The organism is Snodgrassella alvi (assembly GCF_002777855.1).
GTDB lineage: Bacteria > Pseudomonadota > Gammaproteobacteria > Burkholderiales > Neisseriaceae > Snodgrassella > Snodgrassella alvi_E.
Genome location: NZ_MEIK01000029.1, coordinates 23,004 through 45,504 on the forward strand (window position 1 = coordinate 23,004; position 22,501 = coordinate 45,504).

At 44.8% G+C, this 22,501-nt stretch carries 22 protein-coding genes and 1 riboswitch; of the genes, 8 read left to right on the top strand and 14 right to left on the bottom strand.

Annotated elements, in window-relative coordinates; all coding sequences use genetic code 11:
- Positions 1 to 29 precede the first annotated feature (29 nt).
- Together hisD and BHC43_RS04080 are read left to right on the top strand one after the other, a co-directional pair.
- Entirely contained in the window at positions 30 to 1,319 is a 1,290-nt protein-coding gene (hisD, locus tag BHC43_RS04075) for a histidinol dehydrogenase (protein ID WP_100156591.1), read from the top strand.
- Positions 1,320 to 1,664: 345 nt separating this feature from the next.
- Positions 1,665 to 2,054 (top strand): VOC family protein, encoded by a 390-nt coding sequence (locus BHC43_RS04080; RefSeq protein ID WP_100156592.1) that lies wholly within the window; start codon positions 1,665 to 1,667, stop codon positions 2,052 to 2,054.
- 148 nt (positions 2,055 to 2,202) lie between these two features.
- Here the strand turns inward: BHC43_RS04080 and purB are convergent, their stop codons facing one another.
- The 5 genes from purB to queF form a co-directional block, all read right to left on the bottom strand.
- Positions 2,203 to 3,573: an adenylosuccinate lyase gene (purB, locus tag BHC43_RS04085; protein WP_100156593.1), complete on the bottom strand. Its 1,371-nt coding sequence runs from the start codon at positions 3,571 to 3,573 to the stop codon at positions 2,203 to 2,205.
- 69 nt (positions 3,574 to 3,642) lie between these two features.
- Complete coding sequence (locus BHC43_RS04090) at positions 3,643 to 4,455, bottom strand: glycosyltransferase family 2 protein (RefSeq protein ID WP_100156594.1); 813 nt, start codon at positions 4,453 to 4,455, stop codon at positions 3,643 to 3,645.
- 61 nt (positions 4,456 to 4,516) lie between these two features.
- Positions 4,517 to 5,621, bottom strand: a protein-coding gene (gene prfB, locus BHC43_RS04095) for a peptide chain release factor 2 (protein ID WP_100141014.1) whose coding sequence is annotated in 2 segments (ribosomal slippage) — positions 4,517 to 5,539 and positions 5,541 to 5,621 — 1,104 coding nt in all. Because the reading frame shifts where the segments join, the coding sequence is not laid out codon by codon here.
- Between the two features lie 129 nt (positions 5,622 to 5,750).
- The gene (locus tag BHC43_RS04100) at positions 5,751 to 6,410 is read right to left on the bottom strand and encodes a 7-cyano-7-deazaguanine/7-aminomethyl-7-deazaguanine transporter (protein ID WP_100156595.1); all 660 of its coding nucleotides are present in this window, start codon (positions 6,408 to 6,410) and stop codon (positions 5,751 to 5,753) included.
- Between the two features lie 94 nt (positions 6,411 to 6,504).
- The gene (queF, locus tag BHC43_RS04105; protein ID WP_100156596.1) at positions 6,505 to 6,975 is read right to left on the bottom strand and encodes a preQ(1) synthase; all 471 of its coding nucleotides are present in this window, start codon (positions 6,973 to 6,975) and stop codon (positions 6,505 to 6,507) included.
- Between the two features lie 6 nt (positions 6,976 to 6,981).
- Positions 6,982 to 7,026: riboswitch (PreQ1 riboswitch) on the bottom strand.
- Between the two features lie 268 nt (positions 7,027 to 7,294).
- On the opposite strand from queF, the gene aroG reads away from it, so the two are divergent.
- A complete protein-coding gene (gene aroG, locus BHC43_RS04110; RefSeq protein WP_100156597.1) occupies positions 7,295 to 8,350 on the top strand; it encodes a 3-deoxy-7-phosphoheptulonate synthase AroG in 1,056 nt (351 codons plus the stop codon).
- A 330-nt stretch (positions 8,351 to 8,680) separates the two neighbouring features.
- Here the strand turns inward: aroG and ftsX are convergent, their stop codons facing one another.
- Both ftsX and ftsE read right to left on the bottom strand, forming a co-directional pair.
- On the bottom strand, positions 8,681 to 9,592 hold the full coding sequence (ftsX, locus tag BHC43_RS04115) for a permease-like cell division protein FtsX (protein ID WP_100156598.1): 912 nt from the start codon (positions 9,590 to 9,592) through the stop codon (positions 8,681 to 8,683).
- Complete coding sequence (ftsE, locus tag BHC43_RS04120) at positions 9,589 to 10,242, bottom strand: cell division ATP-binding protein FtsE (protein ID WP_100141019.1); 654 nt, start codon at positions 10,240 to 10,242, stop codon at positions 9,589 to 9,591. Before ftsE ends, ftsX begins: the two co-directional genes overlap by 4 nt.
- A gap of 144 nt (positions 10,243 to 10,386) precedes the next feature.
- Here ftsE and grxC point away from each other — a divergent pair, with 144 nt between their 5' ends.
- Positions 10,387 to 10,644: a glutaredoxin 3 gene (gene grxC / locus BHC43_RS04125; RefSeq protein ID WP_100141223.1), complete on the top strand. Its 258-nt coding sequence runs from the start codon at positions 10,387 to 10,389 to the stop codon at positions 10,642 to 10,644.
- An 85-nt stretch (positions 10,645 to 10,729) separates the two neighbouring features.
- Positions 10,730 to 11,194, top strand: a complete 465-nt coding sequence (gene secB / locus BHC43_RS04130; protein ID WP_100141020.1) for a protein-export chaperone SecB — start codon at positions 10,730 to 10,732, stop codon at positions 11,192 to 11,194.
- A 90-nt stretch (positions 11,195 to 11,284) separates the two neighbouring features.
- Here secB and BHC43_RS04135 read toward each other — a convergent pair whose 3' ends face one another.
- Positions 11,285 to 12,580, bottom strand: a complete 1,296-nt coding sequence (locus BHC43_RS04135; RefSeq protein WP_100156599.1) for an MFS transporter — start codon at positions 12,578 to 12,580, stop codon at positions 11,285 to 11,287.
- A 202-nt stretch (positions 12,581 to 12,782) separates the two neighbouring features.
- Here BHC43_RS04135 and BHC43_RS04140 point away from each other — a divergent pair, with 202 nt between their 5' ends.
- On the top strand, positions 12,783 to 13,802 hold the full coding sequence (locus tag BHC43_RS04140; RefSeq protein ID WP_100156600.1) for a sulfate ABC transporter substrate-binding protein: 1,020 nt from the start codon (positions 12,783 to 12,785) through the stop codon (positions 13,800 to 13,802).
- Between the two features lie 99 nt (positions 13,803 to 13,901).
- Here the strand turns inward: BHC43_RS04140 and cysI are convergent, their stop codons facing one another.
- Positions 13,902 to 15,671 carry an assimilatory sulfite reductase (NADPH) hemoprotein subunit gene (gene cysI / locus BHC43_RS04145; RefSeq protein WP_100156601.1) on the bottom strand — a complete coding sequence of 590 codons (1,770 nt, stop codon included), beginning with the start codon at positions 15,669 to 15,671 and terminating at the stop codon, positions 13,902 to 13,904.
- Between the two features lie 132 nt (positions 15,672 to 15,803).
- On the opposite strand from cysI, the gene BHC43_RS04150 reads away from it, so the two are divergent.
- A complete protein-coding gene (locus BHC43_RS04150; protein ID WP_100141024.1) occupies positions 15,804 to 16,013 on the top strand; it encodes a DUF1653 domain-containing protein in 210 nt (69 codons plus the stop codon).
- Between the two features lie 73 nt (positions 16,014 to 16,086).
- Here the strand turns inward: BHC43_RS04150 and mnmE are convergent, their stop codons facing one another.
- The gene (gene mnmE / locus BHC43_RS04155; protein ID WP_373885631.1) at positions 16,087 to 17,460 is read right to left on the bottom strand and encodes a tRNA uridine-5-carboxymethylaminomethyl(34) synthesis GTPase MnmE; all 1,374 of its coding nucleotides are present in this window, start codon (positions 17,458 to 17,460) and stop codon (positions 16,087 to 16,089) included.
- A gap of 78 nt (positions 17,461 to 17,538) precedes the next feature.
- The gene (locus BHC43_RS04160; protein WP_100151477.1) at positions 17,539 to 17,865 is read right to left on the bottom strand and encodes an FKBP-type peptidyl-prolyl cis-trans isomerase; all 327 of its coding nucleotides are present in this window, start codon (positions 17,863 to 17,865) and stop codon (positions 17,539 to 17,541) included.
- 100 nt (positions 17,866 to 17,965) lie between these two features.
- Between BHC43_RS04160 and BHC43_RS04165 the strand changes: the two genes are divergently transcribed.
- A complete protein-coding gene (locus BHC43_RS04165; protein WP_100156602.1) occupies positions 17,966 to 18,898 on the top strand; it encodes a D-2-hydroxyacid dehydrogenase in 933 nt (310 codons plus the stop codon).
- Between the two features lie 6 nt (positions 18,899 to 18,904).
- On the opposite strand, the gene BHC43_RS04170 is transcribed toward BHC43_RS04165, so the two are convergent.
- The 3 genes from BHC43_RS04170 to BHC43_RS04180 form a co-directional block, all read right to left on the bottom strand.
- On the bottom strand, positions 18,905 to 20,092 hold the full coding sequence (locus tag BHC43_RS04170) for a DUF2827 domain-containing protein (RefSeq protein WP_100141027.1): 1,188 nt from the start codon (positions 20,090 to 20,092) through the stop codon (positions 18,905 to 18,907).
- Positions 20,093 to 20,169: 77 nt separating this feature from the next.
- Positions 20,170 to 21,300, bottom strand: a complete 1,131-nt coding sequence (locus BHC43_RS04175) for a DUF2827 domain-containing protein (protein WP_100156603.1) — start codon at positions 21,298 to 21,300, stop codon at positions 20,170 to 20,172.
- A gap of 3 nt (positions 21,301 to 21,303) precedes the next feature.
- Positions 21,304 to 22,449: a DUF2827 domain-containing protein gene (locus BHC43_RS04180; protein ID WP_100141029.1), complete on the bottom strand. Its 1,146-nt coding sequence runs from the start codon at positions 22,447 to 22,449 to the stop codon at positions 21,304 to 21,306.
- Positions 22,450 to 22,501 lie beyond the last annotated feature (52 nt).

Consider the following 22,501-nt stretch of genomic DNA (forward strand, 5'->3'; position numbering starts at 1 on the left):
GCAGCATAGGCTGCCCGTTATACAAAGGTATGAAATATATTTCTTCGCAGGATACTGACTTTAAGGCTCAGTTGACTGCTCTTCAGGCATTTGAAACCGCACAGGATCCTCAAGTGGATGCAGCAGTGGCAGCTATATGTGCAGATGTACAGAAACGTGGTGATGCAGCAGTAGTCGAATATACCAACCGCTTTGACCACACACAGGCACAATCTATGGCTGACCTGACTTTAAGTCAGGCCGATTTGGCTGCGGCATTTGCACGGCTGCCTGCAGATGTTCAGTCTGCTTTGCAAACGGCAGCAAAACGGATTGAGAGCTATCACCAGCACCAGAAACAACAATCATGGCAATATGAAGATGAAAACGGTACTTTACTGGGACAGCAGATTAGTGCGCTGGATCGAGTGGGTATTTATGTTCCTGGCGGCAAGGCAGCCTATCCAAGCTCGGTGATGATGAATGCGATGCCGGCACATGTGGCAGGGGTAAAAGAAATTATTATGGTCGTGCCCATGCCAAACGGGGAACGCAATGATATTGTACTGGGTGCTGCTTATGTAGCCGGAGTCACACAGGTTTTTACCATCGGCGGGGCACAAGCTGTGGCAGCGCTGGCATATGGTACGGAAAGTATTGTGCAAGTCGATAAAATTACCGGCCCAGGCAATGCTTATGTGGCTGCTGCCAAACGGCGGGTGTTTGGTGTGGTTGGTATCGATATGGTTGCAGGCCCGAGCGAGATTTTGGTTATTGCCGATGGTACCACGCCGGCTAAATGGGTGGCGATGGATTTGTTTAGTCAATCAGAACATGATGAAATCGCTCAGGCAATTCTGATCACCACAGATGCAAACTATGCATCTGAAGTAGAAGCACAAATGCAGACGCTCATGAAAGAGATGCCACGTAAAGCTATTATTGAAGCATCGCTGGCTAATCGCGGAGCCATTATTCAAGTGCAGAATCTGGACGAAGCCTGTGAAATTGCCAATTATTTGGCTCCGGAACATCTGGAGCTTTCAGTAGCCAATCCGCAGGAATGGGCACCGAAAATACGCCATGCCGGTGCTATATTTATGGGTCAGTATACCAGTGAAAGTCTTGGCGATTATTGTGCTGGGCCCAATCATGTTTTACCGACCAGCCGTACTGCTCGTTTTGCATCTCCTCTGGGTGTCTATGATTTTCAGAAACGTAGCAGCCTAATTCAGGTATCTGCGGAGGGAGCGAAGCAATTGGGACAGATTGCCAGTATTCTAGCGCATGGTGAGGGACTGACGGCGCATGCTCGTGCAGCAGAATTACGTATGGAATAAAACGCCTGACTTATTTAAGCCAATGCTACAAATGTCATTGGCTTTTTTATTAATTTCTGACAAATCCTTTATTCTTTGAGCATAAAATATTATTGTTTGTTTTTCTTTTTATGTCTGGATAAAGTCATTTGAATTTTTTTAATGCTTGCAACACTGCCTTATAATCATTAAAAAATAGCATTTTAATTGATAAAAATATTTTCTTACAAATAAGGTATTTTGACCTTTTACAATAATTTTTGCTTTATCTGCTGTGTCAGAGAATTTTATTTTTTATAATATAATCAATAATTAAAAATTATTTTTCGACAGAAATTTTGTGAAATGCTATTTAAGGAGCCGGTAATGCAGATTAAAACGCTGGATCATCTGGTTTTGACAGTTAAAGATATTCAGGCTTCAACTGCTTTTTATACAAAGATACTGGGCATGCTCGAAAGTAGGTTTGCCGACAATCGTACTGCTCTGCATTTTGGCCAAATGAAAATTAATTTACACCAGCAAGGACATGAATTTAATCCGAAAGCACTTTATCCTACGCCAGGCTCAGCAGATTTATGTTTTATCGTGGAACAAGCGCTGGAGGAAGTGATAGCTATGTTGCAGGAGCATCATATCCCGCTGGAGAAGCAACCCAGTAGCCGACATGGTGCCTGTGGAAAAATGACTTCCATTTATATTCGTGATCCGGATAATAATTTGATTGAACTGGCTAATTATCCACAAAATTCTTAATTCTGAGCTAGTTTTTAATTTATCCACAATAAGCTGAACCATCGTTGAGCTATGAGATTTGAGCGGAAAGGGTATAGCTGTGGATAAAAATATTTTCCGGCCATAAATAAAAAAAGGCGGGCTATGCCCACCTTCTTCTTGTATTGTTTTAAATGCGCTCTGCCAGTTCTTGCGCTTTACCAACATATAATGACGGAGTCAGCGCCAGCAATTGTGCTTTGGCGTTGTCCGGAATAGCAAGCTGGCTGATAAATGCCTGTAAACTCTGTGGCGTGATGCCGTGTTTGCCACGGGTAAGCTCTTTGAGCTGCTCGTAGGGATTGGCTACGCCATAGCGACGCATAACCGTCTGAATTGGTTCAGCCAGTAATTCCCATGTTGCCTCTAAATCAGCAGCAAATGCAGCTGCATTGATTTCCAGTTTATGCAATCCACGTAAATGCGAGGTTAACCCGAGAATGGTGTAGCCGAAACCAACGCCCATATTTCTCAATACAGTACTGTCGGTTAGATCACGCTGCCAGCGCGATACTGGAAGCTTTTCGGCCAGGAAACCCAGTATGGCATTAGCCATACCCAGATTACCTTCTGAATTTTCAAAATCAATCGGATTGACTTTATGTGGCATGGTGGAAGAACCAACTTCTCCGGCTTTCACTTTCTGCTTAAAGTAGCCAATCGAGATATAACCCCAAATATCGCGGTTAAAATCAATCAGAATGGTATTGATACGACTAATGTTCTGGAAAAATTCGGCCATATAATCATGCGGCTCTATTTGGATGGTATAAGGATTAAATGTCAGTCCCAGATTATATTCAACAAAACGGCGGCAATGGCCTTCCCAATCTATATCTGGATAAGCGACCAGATGCGCATTGTAATTACCTACCGCTCCATTAATTTTGCCCAGAAACTGTTGTTGCTGAACTGATTGAATCTGGCGCTGAAGACGCGCCACCACATTAGCAATTTCTTTACCTAGCGTACTAGGTGTAGCAGGCTGCCCATGTGTTCGGCACATCATCGGTAAGGCAGCATGAGTATGTGCCAGCTGACGCAATTCCTCAATCAGCTCGCAAAGTTTCGGCAGCAATACTTCGTCACGAGCCTGTTTCAGCATTAGTGCATGCGATAAATTATTGATGTCTTCACTGGTACAGGAAAAATGAATGAATTCACTCACGGCCAGTACTTCGGGGACATTAGCAAAACGCTGTTTCAGCCAGTATTCGATGGCTTTTACATCATGGTTGGTTGTGGCCTCAATGGCTTTGACTGCCTGCGCATCTTCAACTGAAAAATCGGTAATTACACCGTCGATTTCGGCAATAGTAGCGGCTGTAAAGGGTGGAACTTCACTAATTGCGGCTTCGGCAGCCAGTGCTTTGAGCCATTCCAGCTCAACTTTTATGCGAGCATGTATTAGACCGTATTCAGAAAAAATTGGCCGTAATTCAGAGACAGCCGAGGCATATCGCCCATCCAACGGTGACAAGGCAGTTAATGGATTGATCATGTTTCTTCTACTTCCAGAGTAATGATAAGACGAAATTCAGTTAATGCACTGGCACTTTGAGTGCCATGCTTAATCGGTAAACAATTTCAGGGGTTGTTTACCAGGGTGAGGGTAAGCAAGTATCTCATGCAAATCGTGTAACCGTTGCACAATACTTTGTGTTACCGCATCGGCCTGTTGCATCGCTGTATCATCGCATTCCTCCCGCTTTTGCCCATATAGCATAGCATCAAGCAGTTTGCGTACATACATCCCATCGTGGCCATAAAAATCGACACCGATATCAGGCATTCCAGCTTCATCAAACAGTGTGGCCACCATGCAGCTTTCTATTGTGGCCAGCCCCAGCGCCCCATCTTCGCCACCAAGTTGCCGAAACAGAGCATCAACTGGGAAACCGCCACAGGCGAGGAAATAGGCACGGTTAAAAACTGTATTGGTGGCAGTAATCATTTCAAACGTACGCCATGCCACGGCAAATTTTTCATGCGTTCGGTACCGTTCAGGGATATTATGTCCCTTGACCGGTAAACGCAATAAACCGGTTTGCGGCCGGAAACTGAACACGGCGCTGGCAGCCTGTAGTGCATGAGGTTGGTAGGCATCATCTGCATCCAGAAATGCTATGTGGTTACGACTTGACATCAAGGCGGCCCAGTTACGCGCCACAGCCGGACCACGGTTTGTAGGCAGAAACTCACTTCGTATAAGTTGTGGATGGCGCTGCTGCCACTGCCGAATCAAACTGGCTGTTCCATCTGCAGACGCATCATCCACCAGCCACAGACAGCCCAGTTCCGGCTGTACCAATACACTATCTATTGCTCGTGCCAATGTATCTTCGGCGTTATAGCAGGGAATAATGACATCAATAGATTTCATACAGGCTACCTTAACAATTAAGGCCGCCTAACTGATAGCTGGCAGCCTTATGACATATTTTTTATACACCTTGTTTCAAACTGGCTTCGATAAAGCCATCAAGGTCGCCGTCCATTACGGCCTTGATATTGCCTACTTCATAACCAGTGCGTAAATCCTTGATACGCGATGAATCGAATACATAGGAACGAATCTGATGTCCCCAGCCCACATCATCCTTACTGGCTTCGAGATTCTGTTTTTCCTCATTGCGGCGACGCATTTCCAGCTCAAACAACTTGGCTTTGAGCATATTCATCGCCTCTTCGCGATTGCGGTGCTGGGAACGGTCGTTCTGACACTGTACGACAATACCAGTTGGTTCATGCGTGATGCGAACAGCCGAATCGGTTTTGTTGATGTGTTGGCCGCCGGCACCGGACGCGCGATAGGTATCGACACGCAAATCTGCGGGATTAATCTCAATTTCAAAGCTGTCATCCACTTCCGGATAAACGAATACGGAAGCAAACGATGTATGTCGTTTGTTATTAGAATCAAACGGTGAGTAACGCACCAGCCGGTGAATACCGGTTTCGGTACGCAGCAATCCGTAGGCGTATTCACCATCTAGTTTGATGGTAGCGCGGTTAACCCCGGCAATTTCACCCTCGTCTTCTTCAAGAACTTCTACTTTGAAACCTTTGCGTTCGCCATAGCGTACGTACATGCGCAATAACATACCGGCCCAATCTTCGGCCTCGGTGCCACCTGCGCCAGCCACGATATCTATGAAGCAATTATTCACATCGGCTGGCTGATTAAACATACGCTTAAATTCTAGCTGCGCCAGCTCTTCTTGCAGTGCGGTGATATCAGCCTGCACTGCTGCGAAACCGTCGCTGTCGTTTTCCTCAACAGCCATTTGCAACAGTATGCGGTTGTCTTCAATCCCGCTGTGCAGATGATCCAGCGTCAGCACAATGCCTTCCAGTACTTTACGCTCTTTGCCAACTTCTTGTGCTTTTTTCGGGTCGTTCCAGAGTTCAGGGTCTTCTGACAGACCGATTACTTCTTCCAGACGATCTTTTTTGCCAGCGTAGTCAAAGATACCTCCGTAAATCGTGACTACGGGATGCCATATCATCCAGAATATTGTTTAACTGATTAATCTGCTCCGCTTCCATGATGTTCTTTCAGCCAGGTATTTGAAAATAGGCGCGTATTATAACAGATGCCTTCACGCCAATCAGGCCACTTATCAAGCGGCCTGTTGAATGCAAGATACTACGCTGTAACAACGTGTTTAATGCGTTTTAACCGTTTACGGTACGCGGCGCTAAGACGGTCAGCCGATAGAGTAAATAACGCAGTATCACACCATACGTAGGCAGGAAAAACAGTGCGGCCACAGTGATTTTAAATGCATAATCTGTAAAGGATATCTGTAACCAGTTGGCCGCCATAAAGGCATCTGGTGAGTGATAGAATGCTACTGCGAAAAAAAGTAATGTATCGACGGCACTACCCAGCACAGCGGAGGCACTTGGAGCCGGCCACCAGCGCTTGCATTGGCGTAGCCGGTTAAACACCAGAATATCCATCAGCTGTCCAACTACGTAAGCAGTAAAACTAGCAAGAGCAATACGCGCTACAAATAAATCAAAATGGCTTAATGCCACCCAGCCCATCCAGTGTCCGTTTTGAAACAATACGGAGATAGCATAGGAAAACAACAATGAAGGCAACATCACCCAGAAAATAATTTTTCGCGCCAGACCTGAGCCGAATATGCGTACGGTTAAGTCAGTGGTTAGAAAAATAAACGGAAAGGTAAATGCGCCCCAAGTATTGTGCAGCCCCCACAGAGTAAAGGGAAACTGCACCAGATAATTACTGGCCACGATAACCAGCATGTGCCAGAAAGTCAGCCAGCGCAACGCCTTGAAACGCTGCGCATCGGAAAATTCATACATAGGTAATCCTGTTTATTCATGTGGCTGTGCAACAGGTAATCATCAGATAACCCGAGCTAGCCATACAGAAAAGTTTTATGCAGCAGTGACAGGTTTATTTCACTTGAAACTGCAGCAAACGCTGAGCAGCCATGTCACTGTAGCGCGTATTGGGTTCGCCGTAATTGGCATACGGATGGATGGCAATGCCGCCCCGCGGCGTAAATTCTCCATATACTTCTATATATTTAGGCTGCATTAATGCAATCAAATCTTTCATGATGATGTTGACACAATCTTCATGAAAATCACCATGATTGCGAAAACTGAAGAGATACAGTTTCAATGATTTACTCTCTACCATGCGCATGCGGGGTAGGTAATTGATGTAAATAGTGGCAAAGTCTGGCTGACCGGTTTTCGGGCAAAGACTGGTGAATTCAGGACAGATGAATTTAACGAAATAATCGTTATCGGGATGTTGATTATCAAAGGCTTCCAGTAGCTGCGGTGCGTAATCGCTGCAATACTGCGTGTGCTGATTACCCAGCAAACTAACTGTGCCCAGATTATTTTGTGCACGCATATAATTGATTTCCTAGTTTTTTTATGTGGGAGGGTTACGAACCACAGGGTAAGCGATTGTACCCGAAACCAATACAGGCTTAAAACAGCACTTGCAATATTTTAAACAAGGTATCAAACAATAAAATGGTTTTTATTAAAATATTATGTCGAAAATATATATAAATCCAGCTTAGAATATAATTATCTACCAGATAACTTGATATTTAAGCAATATTATATCGATACAAAAGTTTGAATCTTGCTTTTTAAACTTATTCATTATAGCCTGATAGGTAAATCATTAAAATTTAAAATAATAGCATTCGACAGGAAAGATTATGAATCAGGCAGTAACCAGACCAATAGATGATGTCCGGATTAAAGAAATTAAAGAATTGTTGCCACCGATTGCCCATCTATATGAATTGCCGATTACCGACAAAGCTGCTGAAGTAGTCCACGATACGCGCGAAGAAATTGCTGCATTGGTGCATGGCCATGATAAACGTTTACTGGTTATTATCGGCCCCTGCTCCATCCATGATCCAGTCGCTGCACTGGAATATGGCCGGCGGCTAAATGTATTACGCGAAAAATATGCCAAGCAATTGCTGATTGTGATGCGTGTATACTTTGAAAAACCACGTACCACTGTGGGCTGGAAAGGCTTGATTAACGACCCGCGAATAGATGGTTCCTACGATATTAACTACGGTCTGCGTCTGGCTCGCAAATTGCTTTTAGAATTAAATAATATGGGTATGCCAGCAGCAACTGAATTTCTGGACATGATTACTCCACAATATTTTGCCGATCTGATTTCATGGGGTGCCATCGGTGCCCGTACGACGGAAAGTCAGGTACACCGCGAGCTGGCTTCTGGTTTAAGCTGTCCGGTAGGTTTTAAAAACGGCACCGACGGTAATTTGAAAATTGCCATTGATGCCATTGGCGCATCTAGCCATCCACATCATTTCCTTTCGGTAACCAAAGCCGGCCATTCGGCTATTGTGCGTACTAGCGGTAATCCAGATTGCCACATTATTTTGCGCGGTGGTAAAGAACCTAATTACAGCCATGAGCATGTTGAGGCCGCAGTAGACGAGCTAAATAAACATCAGGTTACACCATATTTGATGATTGATTGCAGTCATGCTAACAGCCGCAAAGATTATCGTCGGCAGATGGAAGTGGCTCAGGATATCGCCGCACAGATTCAGGCCGGTGAGCAGCATATAATGGGCGTTATGGTGGAAAGCAACCTGATGGCAGGCAGGCAGGATAATCCAGAAAATTATGGTCAGAGTATTACAGACGCCTGCATTGGCTGGGAAGAAACAGAAACGATGCTGCAACTACTGGCACAGGCAGCTCAGGCTCGTCAGAATCAATAGCCTTTAACACATTGAAAATATACATGAGCGGTTGCTGAATTACTTTAAGGGTGAATCAGTGCCGCTTTTTTATGCCTGCTGATATGCGATGTATGAGCAAATAAAAAATCTGTTTTGTTAGATACTGGGCAACAAATTTATGAATAAAGGAATGGTAGCGATTATTGCTGAATATTCAATAATGGTTAGTATTGTAGTGAAAGCACATAATTAAATTTAGCAAAACATTATGCAGGCTTTTTATGATAGAAATTGTAGAGAACTTTCTTGAAAATAATCCTCAGTAAAAGCAAGCTTACTGAGGATTTCTGTTACTGATAGACAAAATATTTAGCGTACGGATTTAAAACTGAGCAGATGCTGACGCGTAGCCAGCCATGCACCCACAACACCCAGTCCGCAAACCAGCAATAAAATTACCACTATTTCACAGGGATTGAAAAACCGCCAGGCAATATGCACGCCGTAAGGTTGCAGAATGGCACTGACTATTGGCTGAGTCATGTAGCAGAGCCAGTAACACAAGCCGATACTAATAGCGGCAGCCAGTAGGCTTTGCCAGATGGACAGATACAGAAAAGGCCTGCGAATAAAAGAAGCTGGGGCACCGAGCAGCTTCGTAATTTCTATTTCTTCACGGTGGCTAAGAATCTGTAAGCGAATGGTGTTATACGCCACCAGCGCAAACGCCAGTCCCAGCGTTATAGCAAGAAACCACAACAATTGATGCACAAAGTGATTAATCTGATACAGGGTTTGCATCCATTCGGCATCCATTTTCACACTTTCCACCATCGGCAGCTTTGCCAGCTGTGTCTGTAATGCCGCCAATTCTTCTGGAGTGTCCACTTGCGGTGTGACCGTAAACGCATCCGGCAGCGGATTACTATCGAGCATAGAAACCAGATCCTGACTCCCCATACTCTGCTGCAATTCTTCCAGCCCCTGCTGCTTACTCACAAACACTACTTTTTCAAGCTGTTTATTCGCCCGTAAGGCTTTTTCTACAGCCTGATTATCACTGGCTTTCGCTTCCATCTGCATATACAGAGTCATGGTGGGCGCATCGTTAATCTGTCCCAGCACCTGCTGTCCGCTTTGTACACCGAGATACAATGCCAGTGGTAACGTCATGGCGATAGCCAGCATGACAAGAATCAACATTGTGGCCACCGGCTGGCGCAATAACTGCCGTAATGCTTTACACGCCGCTTCTGTATGCAGGGAAACAAACTGAATCATGCGTATAACCTGCCTTCCTGCAATCGAATAATGCGATGGCCGTAATCAGCCATCAGAGTTTCATCGTGAGCGGCTACCATTACTGTGGTACCGGCCTCATGAAAGGTCTTGAACAATTCCATAATATCCAGCGCGTAGGCCCGATCCAGATTGGCTGAGGGCTCATCAGCTATCAGCAAACCAGGCTGATGCACCACTGCACGAGCAATACACAGGCGCTGCTGCTCTCCGCCAGATAAGGTCACCGGGTCGGCCATTTCTCGTCCCTTCAGGCCAACTTTCTCAATTGCTATACGGGCTCGGTGCTCTGCCTGCTTGCGTTCATAACCGGTAATTCGCAAGGGTAACATCACATTTTGCAACACATTGCGGTCAAAAAGCAGTTTATGGTCCTGAAACACAATACCGATATGCTGCCGCAGATAGCCAAGTTGATTGTCGTTCAGACGTCCCAAATCCTGATTATTTAGCCACACTTTTCCCTTGGTAGGCTTCACAATGCCGCTTATCAGTTTCAGAATGGTTGATTTACCTGCTCCGGAATGGCCGGCAATGAAAATCATTTCCCCTTTACTGATAGAAAAGCTAAGGTTTTTCACTGCGGTGAAACCGCCCGGATACGTTTTCGATACCTGCTCAAAACGAATCATCTGTAGGTGTCCGTTTGTGATATAAATATTCACTAATTATACCGCAGCATACTCGCAAAGAAAGCCTGCACCTGTTCAGTAGCTTCAGTTCGCGGTATGCTAGGCTATTCTAATCAGTATCTGTACGCAGACGAGGAAAACACGATGCAAGCGATTACCATGTATACCACGGGTGTATGCCCGTATTGCCAGATGGCCAAAGCCTTACTGAAACAAAAAGGCGTCACAGCCATCAATGAAATCCGCATTGATACCGATCCGCAGGCACGCGAGCAGATGATGCAGCGTACCGGTCGCCGTACCGTACCACAGATCTATATCGGAGAAGTACACGTTGGCGGTTTTGATGATTTGAATGCTTTGAACCAAGCAGGTAAACTAGATCCTCTGCTGGCAGGCTAAGAGCAGACTATTTCTCTTCTCCGTTATCCGGCTGTGCCGGATAGTACTGCCACCCTAACCCTTATCCCTTTGTTGAAAGAAAAGCATGAGCAAAAAAGAACAAGCACCAGAAAAAAACGAACAACAGCCGGTATTCAGCATTGAAAAAATCTACCTGAAAGATTTGTCACTAGAAGTGCCCCATGCACCACAAATCTTTCTTGAAGGTGGAGAACCTCAAATTGAAATGCGTGTGACTTCTGCTGCTGAGAAACTAGAGGATGAATTTTATAATGTTACCGTTACAGTAACGGTTACTGCCAAGATGACCGAAGAAAAAATACTATTTCTGAACGAAGTGGCTCAGAGCGGTATTTTCCGCATTGCCAATATTCCAGAAGATGATGTGGAATTACTGCTGGCGGTAGCAGCACCGAATATTCTGTTCCCGTATGCCCGTGAAACCGTATCCAATACCATCACCCGTTCCGGCTTCCCGCCAGTGATGCTGGCTCCGATTAACTTCGAAGCCATGTATCAGGCCGAACAAGCTAATGCCGGTAATGCCTGATTATTAATAAAAAAGCTGCTTTATCCTGACATGATGAACACGTATGGATAAAGCAGCTTTTTTGTGTCTAACATTTTTGGCGAGATAGTTTTAGCGCTGATAACGAAATTGGAATGCAAAAGCCGACAGCAACCCCACCACACACAATGGCAGGATGTAATACATGGCACCAATCGGGCTATAGCTGCTTAACCACTGCACGACAGGTAGAGTCAAACCACCGACAATCGCATAAGCCACATTGTAGGAAAAAGAAATTCCAGTAAAGCGAATAGCGGGTGGAAACATTTTAATCATCGCAGCAGATACAATACCGGCTACTCCGGCAGCCAGTCCCAACAGCATATAGAGAGCAAAAACCATACCTTCGCTGCTATTTCCCAGTGCCGGATAGAATAAAACTGCCATCACACCAGTCAAAACAATCCCACAAATCAGCATGCGTCCACTGCCTACACGGTCGGCTAACACACCATATAGTACACAACCGATCATCTGCATCACTATCGCCATACTCTGCATTTCAAAAGCAAGCGCACTGGAAAAGCCAAAGCCTGCAGTCAGCAATTGTGGCATGGCCAGCAAAATTACAACGACACATCCTGTCAAAAACCAAGTAAGCAGCATACCAATAATCACGGCAGTCTTATGCTGAGTCACCAGTAATTTTAATGGCATATCCGTAGCCAGCTCCTTACGCTGCTGCATCGCCTTGAAAACCGGTGTTTCTCGCAGATAACTACGCAGATACAAGGTCAGTAGACCAAATAGACCTCCCAGAATAAAAGGAATACGCCATGCACCATCCAGAATCGCTGCGCTGCTAAACTGTCTGGACATCATCAATGCAATCAACGAGCCCAATAAAATACCCAGCGACAACCCGCCGGTAAGAAAACCATTGGCCATACCCACATGTTTTTCAGGCACATGCTCAGATACAAACGTCCAAGCCGCCGGAATTTCACCGCCAATGGCCACACCCTGTATCATGCGTAATACTAAAAGCAACACGGGCGCGACATAGCCAATTGTGTCAAATGTAGGCATCAATCCCAGCAGCAGCGTTGGCAAAGCCATCATCATGATAGACAGGGCAAACAAACGTTTACGCCCAAACAAATCGCCAAAATGTGCCATTACAATACCGCCCAGCGGTCGGAACAAATAGCCGGCAGCAAAAATACCGTAAGTATTCAGCATCGCCCAAAACGGATTCATACCAGCTGGAAAAAACAGCTCAGACAACACCTTGGCATAAAATACGTAAATTACAAAATCATAAAACTCCAGCGCGCCACCAAAGGATGACAGCATCAACGTACGCACATCTTCCCGTGTCAGCAGCTTTCTGTGTGCTGCAACCTCTGTATTCCCGCTCTTCATCTAACTTTCTCAATCAAACAGATTAAAAATCAAATGCGGTTTATAACAGCCCCAGGCAACTTTTTCAAATTTAGGCCGATTACCGCAGCAACAAACCGCCCAACAACTTGCTTTTAGTTATAAACAAACAAAAAAACAGTATTTCCGTCCCCACAGCAGCATTGCTACATTAAAACTTTGACGGCACAATAAATTTTCAAGTATGAACACATTTTGGCGTTATGGTCTGCTAGCAGCAGTAGCAATGGGGCTGAACGCATGCAACAGCCAGAACAACAGCAACACTACTTTGCTCAATGCTTCATATGATGCCACACGCGAACTGTATCAGCATTACAATACTGATTTTCAGCACTACTGGTACAAGCAAACTGGGCAAAAAATACATATTCGTCAGTCAAATGGTGGCTCCGGCAAACAGGCAATAGCTGTACAGAACGGCTTAAAAGCCGATGTCGTAACCTTAGCTCTGGCCGGCGACATCAACGCCATCAACCGTGGTAAAAAAACGTTACTGCCATCTGATTGGCAACAGCGCTTGCCCCACCACAGCACCCCTTATACTTCAACCATCGTATTTCTAGTACGCAAAGGCAACCCCAAACACATCCGCGATTGGGGTGACTTGATTCAAAACAATGTACAGATTATCACCCCTAATCCGAAAACCTCCGGCGGCGCACGCTGGAATATTCTAGCAGCTTGGGCATGGGCCAAACACCAGCCCGGTGGAAGCGATGCCAGCGCAGAAGCTTATTTACGTGCCCTGCTTCAGCATGTGCCGATGATGGACACCGGTGCCCGTGCCGCCACCATTACCTTTACCCATCGACAACTAGGAGACGTCTTGCTGGCATGGGAAAACGAAGCTCAACTCGCCATGAAACAGGCGCCGGATGAATTTGAAATCGTCACACCGTCACTATCTATTCTGTGCGAACCTCCCGTAGCCGTAGTTGACGGCAATATCACCAGTGCTGACAAGCGCAGATTGGCTAACGCCTATCTGCAACATCTATACAGTGACAGCGCCCAGCGCCTAATAGCACAAAGCTATTTCCGGCCGGTTAACCCGAAAATCATGGCAGAATATCGCCACCAGTTCCCCAACCTGCAACTGCTCAGCATTGATCAAGAGTTTGGCGGCTGGCGTGCAGCACAACAACGCTTTTTCAGTGACGGCGGCCTGTTTGACCAGCTCTATGCCAAACCAGAGCCCTAAACAAAAGCCCAAATACCTCTAACTAACAAAAATGGTCTGAATCTTTTAGTAGTTCAGACCATAATCAACAACACCACACTGTCCCTATCAGATAGAGTGCTATACTGGCACCTTATCTGGATCCCAAAAATCTACTGCCGCATCCACTACCGGTTTAACAATACCGGCACGAATAGCAAAATCACCAAAATCCTCTGCATCCAGTCGTTCTTGTGCCCAGCGTGCAATCCATTCTTGCAAAATCAGCATAATTTCGTCTACGTCGATATTCTCACGGAACAAACGCGGAATCCGTGTACCAGCACGATTACCACCAACATACAGATTATAACGGCCGATGGCCTTACCAATCAGCCCGATTTCAGCCAGCAATGCACGGCCACAATTATTTGGACAGCCAGTCACACGCAGAATAATATGCTCCTTAGCCAGCCCATATTTGGCCATTAATTCATCAACCTGATCAATAAAACCCGACAAAAAACGTTCCGATTCAGCCATGGCCAGCGGACAGGTCGGTAAAGCCACACAAGCCATACTATTCTTGCGCTGTTCTGTCACCTCATCATCAATCAAACGGTATTCACGTGCGATGCGCTCAATTTTTTCTTTATTCTCAGGCAACACACCGGCTACTATCATATTCTGATTGGCAGTAAGGCGGAAATCACCCTGATGAATTCTGGCCAGCTCACGCATACCCGTTTTCAATGGCCGCCCCGGATAATCTAGCAAGCGGCCGTTCTCAATAAACAAAGTCAGATGCCAGTGCCCATCTTCCCCTTCTACCCAGCCAATCCTGTCTCCGCGCTCCGTGAGTGTATACGGGCGGCTTGGTGCAAAGGCAAACCCTTGCCGCCTTTCAACTTCTTGTTTAAATACATCCACACCCACCCGCTGCAAAGTATAACGAGTGCGCGCATTCTTGCGGTCACTTCGATTACCCCAGTCGCGCTGTGTAGTCACCACCGCTTCTGCGCAACGCAATACCTGCTCTACCGGAATAAAACCGAAATCCTTAGCAGTATTTGGAAAAGTACGCTGATTACCATGATCAATAGACAGGCCACCGCCCACCAGCACATTGAATCCCACGAGATGACCGTTTTCACCGATAGCAACAAAATTTAAATCATTGGCATGTAAATCCACATCATTCAATGGCGGAATCACCAGTGCAGTTTTGAATTTACGCGGCAGATAAGTCTTGCCATTAATCGGTTCTACCGCATCCCCGCTCACACCCGCAGACAGCGGCGCATCCAGTTCGCTGCTGAGTACCTTTTCTCCGTCAAGCCAAATATCAGCATACGCATGGGTGCGAGGCAATAAATGCTCAGAAATCCGGCACGCCCATTCATAAGCTTCACGATGCAAACTACTTTCAACCGGATTACTGGTACACAACACATTGCGGTTGATATCGCCGGCAGTTGCAATCGAATCCAGCCCCAGCTGATGCAGCCACTGATGCATCGGCTTGATATCCTGTTTTAACACCCCGTGAAACTGAAATGTTTGCCGTGTCGTCAGCCGGATACTGCCATACAAAGTATGCGCCGTAGCAAACTCATCAATACCCAGCCACTGTTGCGGCGTAATAATGCCACCAGGCAACCGGCAACGCATCATTACATTTTTCAATGGTTCCAGTTTAGCTGCCTGCCGCTGAGCACGCACATCACGGTCGTCCTGCTCATACATACCATGAAAACGAATCAACTGAAAATCATCACCATTAAATCCACCGGTAATACCATCATTCAAATCAGCGGCAATTTCACCATACAAATAATTACTTTCTCCTTTTAGACGCTCATTATCCGACAATGGTGCATCCGGTATTTTGGCACGCTGATCATTATTCATATTCTGTATTCCTTAATATGCATATTGTTATAATTCATTCAAAACATTGTATAATCAATCAGCAAACAGCCAAAAGAATACCGAGTTGTAATCAAAGAGATTTTAGTTATATCAACCATGCAGGACACACACATGCAACGTGGCATCTACCAACATTACAAAGGCAACCTGTATCAGGTAACTGGCACTGCACGCCATAGTGAAACCGAAGAAGAATTGGTTATTTATCAGTGTCTATATGGTGATTATTCGTTCTGGGCACGTCCCAAAAGCATGTTCAACGAAAACATCATCCACAATGGCCAGACACAGCCTCGCTTTGCCCTGATCCGGCCACTGTAAAAGAAGCAGAAAAAAAACACTGACTATTTACGAGCAATAATCAGTGCGATAAAAAACGGATTCAGTCAAATATTTATTTACCTATACAAAAGCGGCTAAAAATCACCCCTAGCAAATCATCAGCGCTGAATTCACCGGTAATTTCGTTTAAAGCGTTCTGTGCCAACCGCAAATGTTCCGCAAATAATTCAATCTGATTATTCTGACATAAACTTGCATTTTCCAGCTCTTCCCGAGCCATCTCTAGTGCTTGAATATGACGAGTGCGTGCTAAAAATAGCCCTTCGCTTTCACCCTGCCAACCAACCTGTTGCAACAGCGCTTGCCGCAGCAAATCCAGACCAGCACCGGTTTTAGCAGACAAAGCAATTACCTGACTAGCGTCAGTAAAAGCAACTAAATCGCCAGTTTCACGTGAAACACTGGATGCGGCTTCACCAGTTAAATCAATCTTGTTATGTACTTCAATTTTGTGCAAACCGGCTGGCAACTGCGCCAGAATCGCCGCCGTAGTGGTATTAATCCCTTCGCGTTGGTCAACCAGCACCAGCGCCACATCAGCCTGCTGTACCGCCTGTTGGCTTCGTTCAATACCAATCCGTTCGACTACATCTTCGGTTTCACGCAATCCGGCCGTATCAATAATATGTACCGGCACCCCCTCAAGCGTAATCTGTTCCCTGACGGTATCGCGCGTGGTACCAGCAATATCAGTCACAATGGCCACCTCATCACCTGCCAGAGCGTTAAGTAAACTGGATTTACCCACATTAGGTGCTCCCACCAGCACCACATTCATACCTTCACGCAAAAGCGCACCCTGTTGCGCCTGCCGCAATACCTTATCCAACTGAATACACAAATGATCTAACTTGCCACTAGCGTCCGCAGCCTGAAGAAAATCGATATCCTCTTCCGGAAAATCTAAAGTTGCTTCGACCAACATACGCAACGTAATCAGATCATCTACTAATCGGTTTATTTCCTGTGAAAATACACCCTTTAAGCTCCTTACCGCCATACGTGCTGCCGACTGACTAGAAGCATCAATCAAATCAGCCACACTTTCTGCCTGAGCCAAATCTAGTTTATTATTTAAAAATGCTCGTTTAGTAAATTCCCCCGGTTCGGCCAATCGGGCACCCAGTTGCAGGCAGCATTGCAATAACATCTGCAATACCACAGGGCCTCCATGGCCCTGTAGTTCAATTACATCTTCACCCGTAAAACTGGCCGGAGCTGCAAAATACAGTAGCAAACCATTATCAATAACCGTGCCTTCTACATCAACAAAATCGGTATATAACGCTTTACGTGGTTGCGGCGTTTTGCCTCCACTTAATTTTTGAGCCATAGGAAGCAGATTTTTGCCGGATAACCTCACCACCCCTACACCACCGCGTCCCGGTGCAGTTGCAATAGCAGCAATAGTCGGATTATTGTCCATTATCAAAACTCCAGCTAAATAAAACAGTTCAGGCAGCCGAAAAAAGCTGCCTGAACAAAACCTGCATATCACTGCAAATCAATCATCAACCTTTAACAATTCCACATCAAATATCAGTGTAGCATTAGGTGGAATCACCCCACCAGCTCCACGGCTGCCATACCCCATATGAGGAGGAATAGTCAATTTACGTTTGCCGCCTACTTTCATTCCATTAAAACCTTCATCCCAGCCAGCAATTACCATACCGGCACCCAACGTAAACGACAGCGGCTGTTGGCGGGTAATACTAGAATCAAAAACTGTGCCATCTTCTAACATACCTGTGTAATGCACCGTAATTTCTTTACCTTTCACAGCCTCAGGGCCTGTTCCCTGCTCTAAATCCTCAATTACCAAATCCATACACATTTATCCTTACAAACAAATTAGCGTACACTGTAACACAGACATTAGACCCATGCATGTGATTGTATATAGCATTTTTTATATATTAGGAGACAACATGAGTACCAGCGAAATTGTTTTTCTTGACCGCGCCACCCTGCCAGACTTTCCATTCAAATTCGATTTTCCTCATCACATCACAACCTACAGCCACAGCAATTCAGATGAGGTAGCAGGCCGTATTGCTCAAGCGAATATTGTCATATCCAATAAAGTTCGTATAAACGCAGAAGCCATCAAAAATAGCCCGCAATTGAAATTGATTGCCGTACCCGCCACCGGACTGGATCACATTGATCAACAGGCTGCTCAACAGCATAACGTTGGTATCCGAAATGTGCGCGGCTACGGTAATGACACCGTAGCCGAACATGCAATGATGCTGATTCTGGCACTAATGCGCCAATTACCGGCTTATCAGCGAGATGTAGCCGCTGGCTTATGGCAAAGTAGTCCATTTTTTTGCCATTTCGGCGCCCCAATCCGCGACCTGAATGGTAAAACGCTGGGTATTTTCGGCAAAGGCGGTATCGGGCAGGCGCTGGCAGCACGAGCTCAAGCTTTCGGCATGCATGTGCTCTGGGGTGAACATAAAAATGCAAAAGATTGTCGTAATGGCTACACACCGTTTAATCAGCTGATACAGCAAGCAGATGTTATTTCTTTACATTGTCCGCTGAATGAGCAAACTCGCAACATGATAGATGAAACAGAATTGAAATCAATGAAACCACAGGCCGTCCTGATTAATGTCGGGCGTGGTGGTCTAGTGGCAGAGCAGGCATTGGTAGCAGCGTTGAAATACGGGCAGTTGGGCGGAGCTGGCGTGGATGTACTAAGTGAAGAACCGCCTGTACATGGCAATCCCTTATTGAATGCCCGCCTGCCCAATCTGATTATTACCCCGCATATGGCATGGGGCAGTGAAGAAGCTATACAGCGCATCTGCACCATGCTTGAAAATAATATCAATACATTTATGCGTGAATAAAAACTATTAACGCAATGGTCTGGCCATTACTTCTGTCAGCAATGCAGAATAACTGGCCACCAGATCAGTATTATTTGGTAAAAAGCGAGCAATCTGTTGACGCTGGTCATATACATAATGAGCAGCGTTATAAGCATGATCGCTCATTGCGGCAAATAATTGTTTTGCACCAGCTTCCACATCATTACCAGCATAATAATAACCCAAATCTGAAATCAGCTCAGCATTGTGAATTAACGGATAACCTTGCCAACATACTTCCAAATAGAAATAGTTAAGCGGATTTTCCCATTGATGTGAAATTACTGCATCAGTATTGGTTGCCAGAAAAGTTGGTGTATCATAACGACCGAGAAAAACAGATTTTCGATTTTTCACAATATCCAGCTGATTCATCAAAGCAATGAATTCCATGGATTTTTGAGCCATCGGCAATGTATTGCATACCTGCAGAATATTAATAGCTTCCGGTTCGGAACGATAAGCCATTTCCGCAATCAAAATCGGATATAAACAGAACTTCACAACATCGATATTCGGTTCCATTACAGACAGGCGCCACCCCTTACGAGATACCGGTACCTGCCATAAGCCCTGAAATGGCATTGCAGCGGTTTTCTGAATCAGAAATACCGGGCTCCAAACAAATGGCACCACACGCGCATCATGACGCCGGAATACTTCAAAATATGCCTTGCTGCAATTGGCTACCTGCGGAATCATCCAAATATCATCATAGCGTTGGTTGATAAATAGATTACCGCCACCCATATTGCGAGAGAATAAAACCGACTCCATCATATGGATATATTCAAAGCCACAGCAGTAAGATATTAAGCGTACTCCTCTGTCTTTGATATAAGCCGTCTGCTCAGCACCAATTTGCCCACCCAGCTCAATCAATACATCTATCTGATCTTTGGCCTCTAAGAAGCTCTTAGTTGGCCATATCTCCAAATCCCATGGCAAACTTGATGTAATTGGTACATCAGTTGTGTTTACCAACACCACAGAATCAACATTAGGACAATTTTTCAGTGCGTCAGCAAGAAAAACTGCGTTCTGCTTGATGCCATTATTCCACAATGTTTCTTTGGGGTGACTCAGACCAATGGTAATGCCAACACGCAAACGTGCTGGTGCAGCATCCTGGCCATGGCTGGAAATTAAATTCGGAGTATTAGATAAGTTCATAATTTCATTAGAAATGTTTGATTGCTGGCAGGTTTTATGTATACATTATACTAAAGTGTAAGCAAAATTAGTAAAATCTAGGCTTTAAACAATGACTCAAGAGCATCAGTATAACAGCGGACATTACTTTCTGCCTCAGGATCTAGTGTAGCCAGAAAAACTTTTGCACGCTCGCGGTAAGTACTCAAATTTTCATCATGCATTTTATAGGCTTCTGCCAATACTTTGCCACCCTCTTCACAATCAAAATCGTGATAGCGATAGCCACAGTCACCAATCAAGTGCGAATTATGAATTAGCGGGTAACCACCATATAAAGCCTCATAGTAAATATAATTCTGAGCATTTTCCCATTGATGGCAAACAATTGCATCACAATAGATAGATACCACCTGCCAGATCGGGTAGCGGCCTTCAAACGAAGTCAAGCCATGGCGGACAATATCCAGACTTTGAGCAAACAGATTAAAAGCTGTCTGATCCTTCAAATTCATAGTATTGCACGCATAGATATGTTCGATGAAATTGGGGTTCAGTCGATGTGCATTTTCACATACCAGCATAGGAATATAACTGGTTTTCACCATACACATATTCGGCTCAAACATACCAATACGCCAGCGATTGCGGCCCGGCTGGTATTCAAACTGCTCGCCTTCTGGTAATTTTTCACAAGCACGATTAAGAATAACCGGACTCCATAAATGCGGCATGATCTTTACCGGCGTACGAAATGTACTGGCAAAATATGGTTTACAGGTTTTTTCATACTCTGGCAATGTCCATACTTCATCATAAGGCGCACCGGTAATCAGCAAGGCAGGCGGCTTATCAAACAGCATACGCTCAATATCAATTACATAATCGTTACCCACGCGCATACTGACTACTTTTCCACCTTTGGCTTTGAACTCTATCATCCATTCTTTGGAAAGCTGGGCGCTCATCTCTATCATGACATCCAACTCATTCAAACCAGCGGCCATATCAATTACCGGTACTGGTGAATCCTGCAGAAAATTCATAGCATCCTGCATATCACCATCACCTGATCCAGCTACCAGAACCACGTTACTGACAATTGGAGATTTTTTTAACAACATTGCCAGAAACAGACAATTCTGGAAAATTCCATTTTCCCAAAGCGACTGAGCTCCTTTACGTACATAAATCGAAACACCTACACGAAGTGAAGACACGGACGACATGGGTTAACCTCTTAATAATTCTGGACGATCAGCACACAAATTAGATAATAGTTGTACATGGGCTTTAATATTGGCATCTGATAAAGGATCCGTTGCTTTAAAAAGTGCCTGTGAAGCTTGACGCTGACTACTCAGATTTTCTTCATGATGTAGCCAAGCCTGTATTATTTGTCTGCCACCTTCAAGTGCATCAAAATCTGGATAATAATATCCAGCACCAAACTCTTTTAACCATGGAGTATTATGAATCAATGGATAATCTCCATACAGTACGTCCATATAAAGATTATTGTGGTCATTACACCATTGATGTGAAATCACAGCATTGGCGTGTTGTGCCATAAAACCGACTATATCGTGACGGCCATAAAAACATGCCTTATGATCTTTAACAAGATTCAGAGAATTGGCCAGATGTAGCATGGTTAAATGATCTTTCATGTGCAAAGTGTTAAGCACATGCATCATTTCAATTGATTGCGGTTCGTGACGATAAGCTTCATCACAAGCTAACATGGGAATAGAAGAAGTTTTAACAACTGAAATATTGGGCTCAAATATAGCCACACTCAGAGGTGTTTTTGCCCCATCATGCACATTGCTGTGCCAGCCGTAATTAAGACCTTGTTCACTAATTTCCTGTTTGCGTCTGGAAACAAACATTGGATCCCACAAATAAGGCGTAATGTATATCGGGCAACGATACATTGTCCGCAGCATGGGAATATAAGCTTTGTCTTTTGGCAAAAGCCATACTTCATCACAACGATCTACTGGCGGAAAACTAGTTGGTTTTTCAAACACATTATATTCTGACAACCCCACATAAGGCTGGCCAACACAATAAAACACCACCTTTTTACCACGAGCACGCTGCAAGGCTAACCATTGTGGAGATAGCGCACCAGCCAGTTCAATAATGACATCAAAAGCATCTATAGCTTCCTGTTCTGACATCAATCGCAGATCAAACAGATTCAAATCAATTTGTTCAGCCATACGGGGCTGACCACCAACATTAATTAAATCCACTGATTTAACAAAAGGTATAGCCTTCAGGCTTTGAACCAAAAATATAACATTCTGACCCATACCATTTTCCCAGATGTTCTGGTTGGCATGAGTAATAACAGAAATACCGATGCGCATATTATCCCGTATTCTTATTAAAAATACTGTCAATGATGAATAAATAAGACTT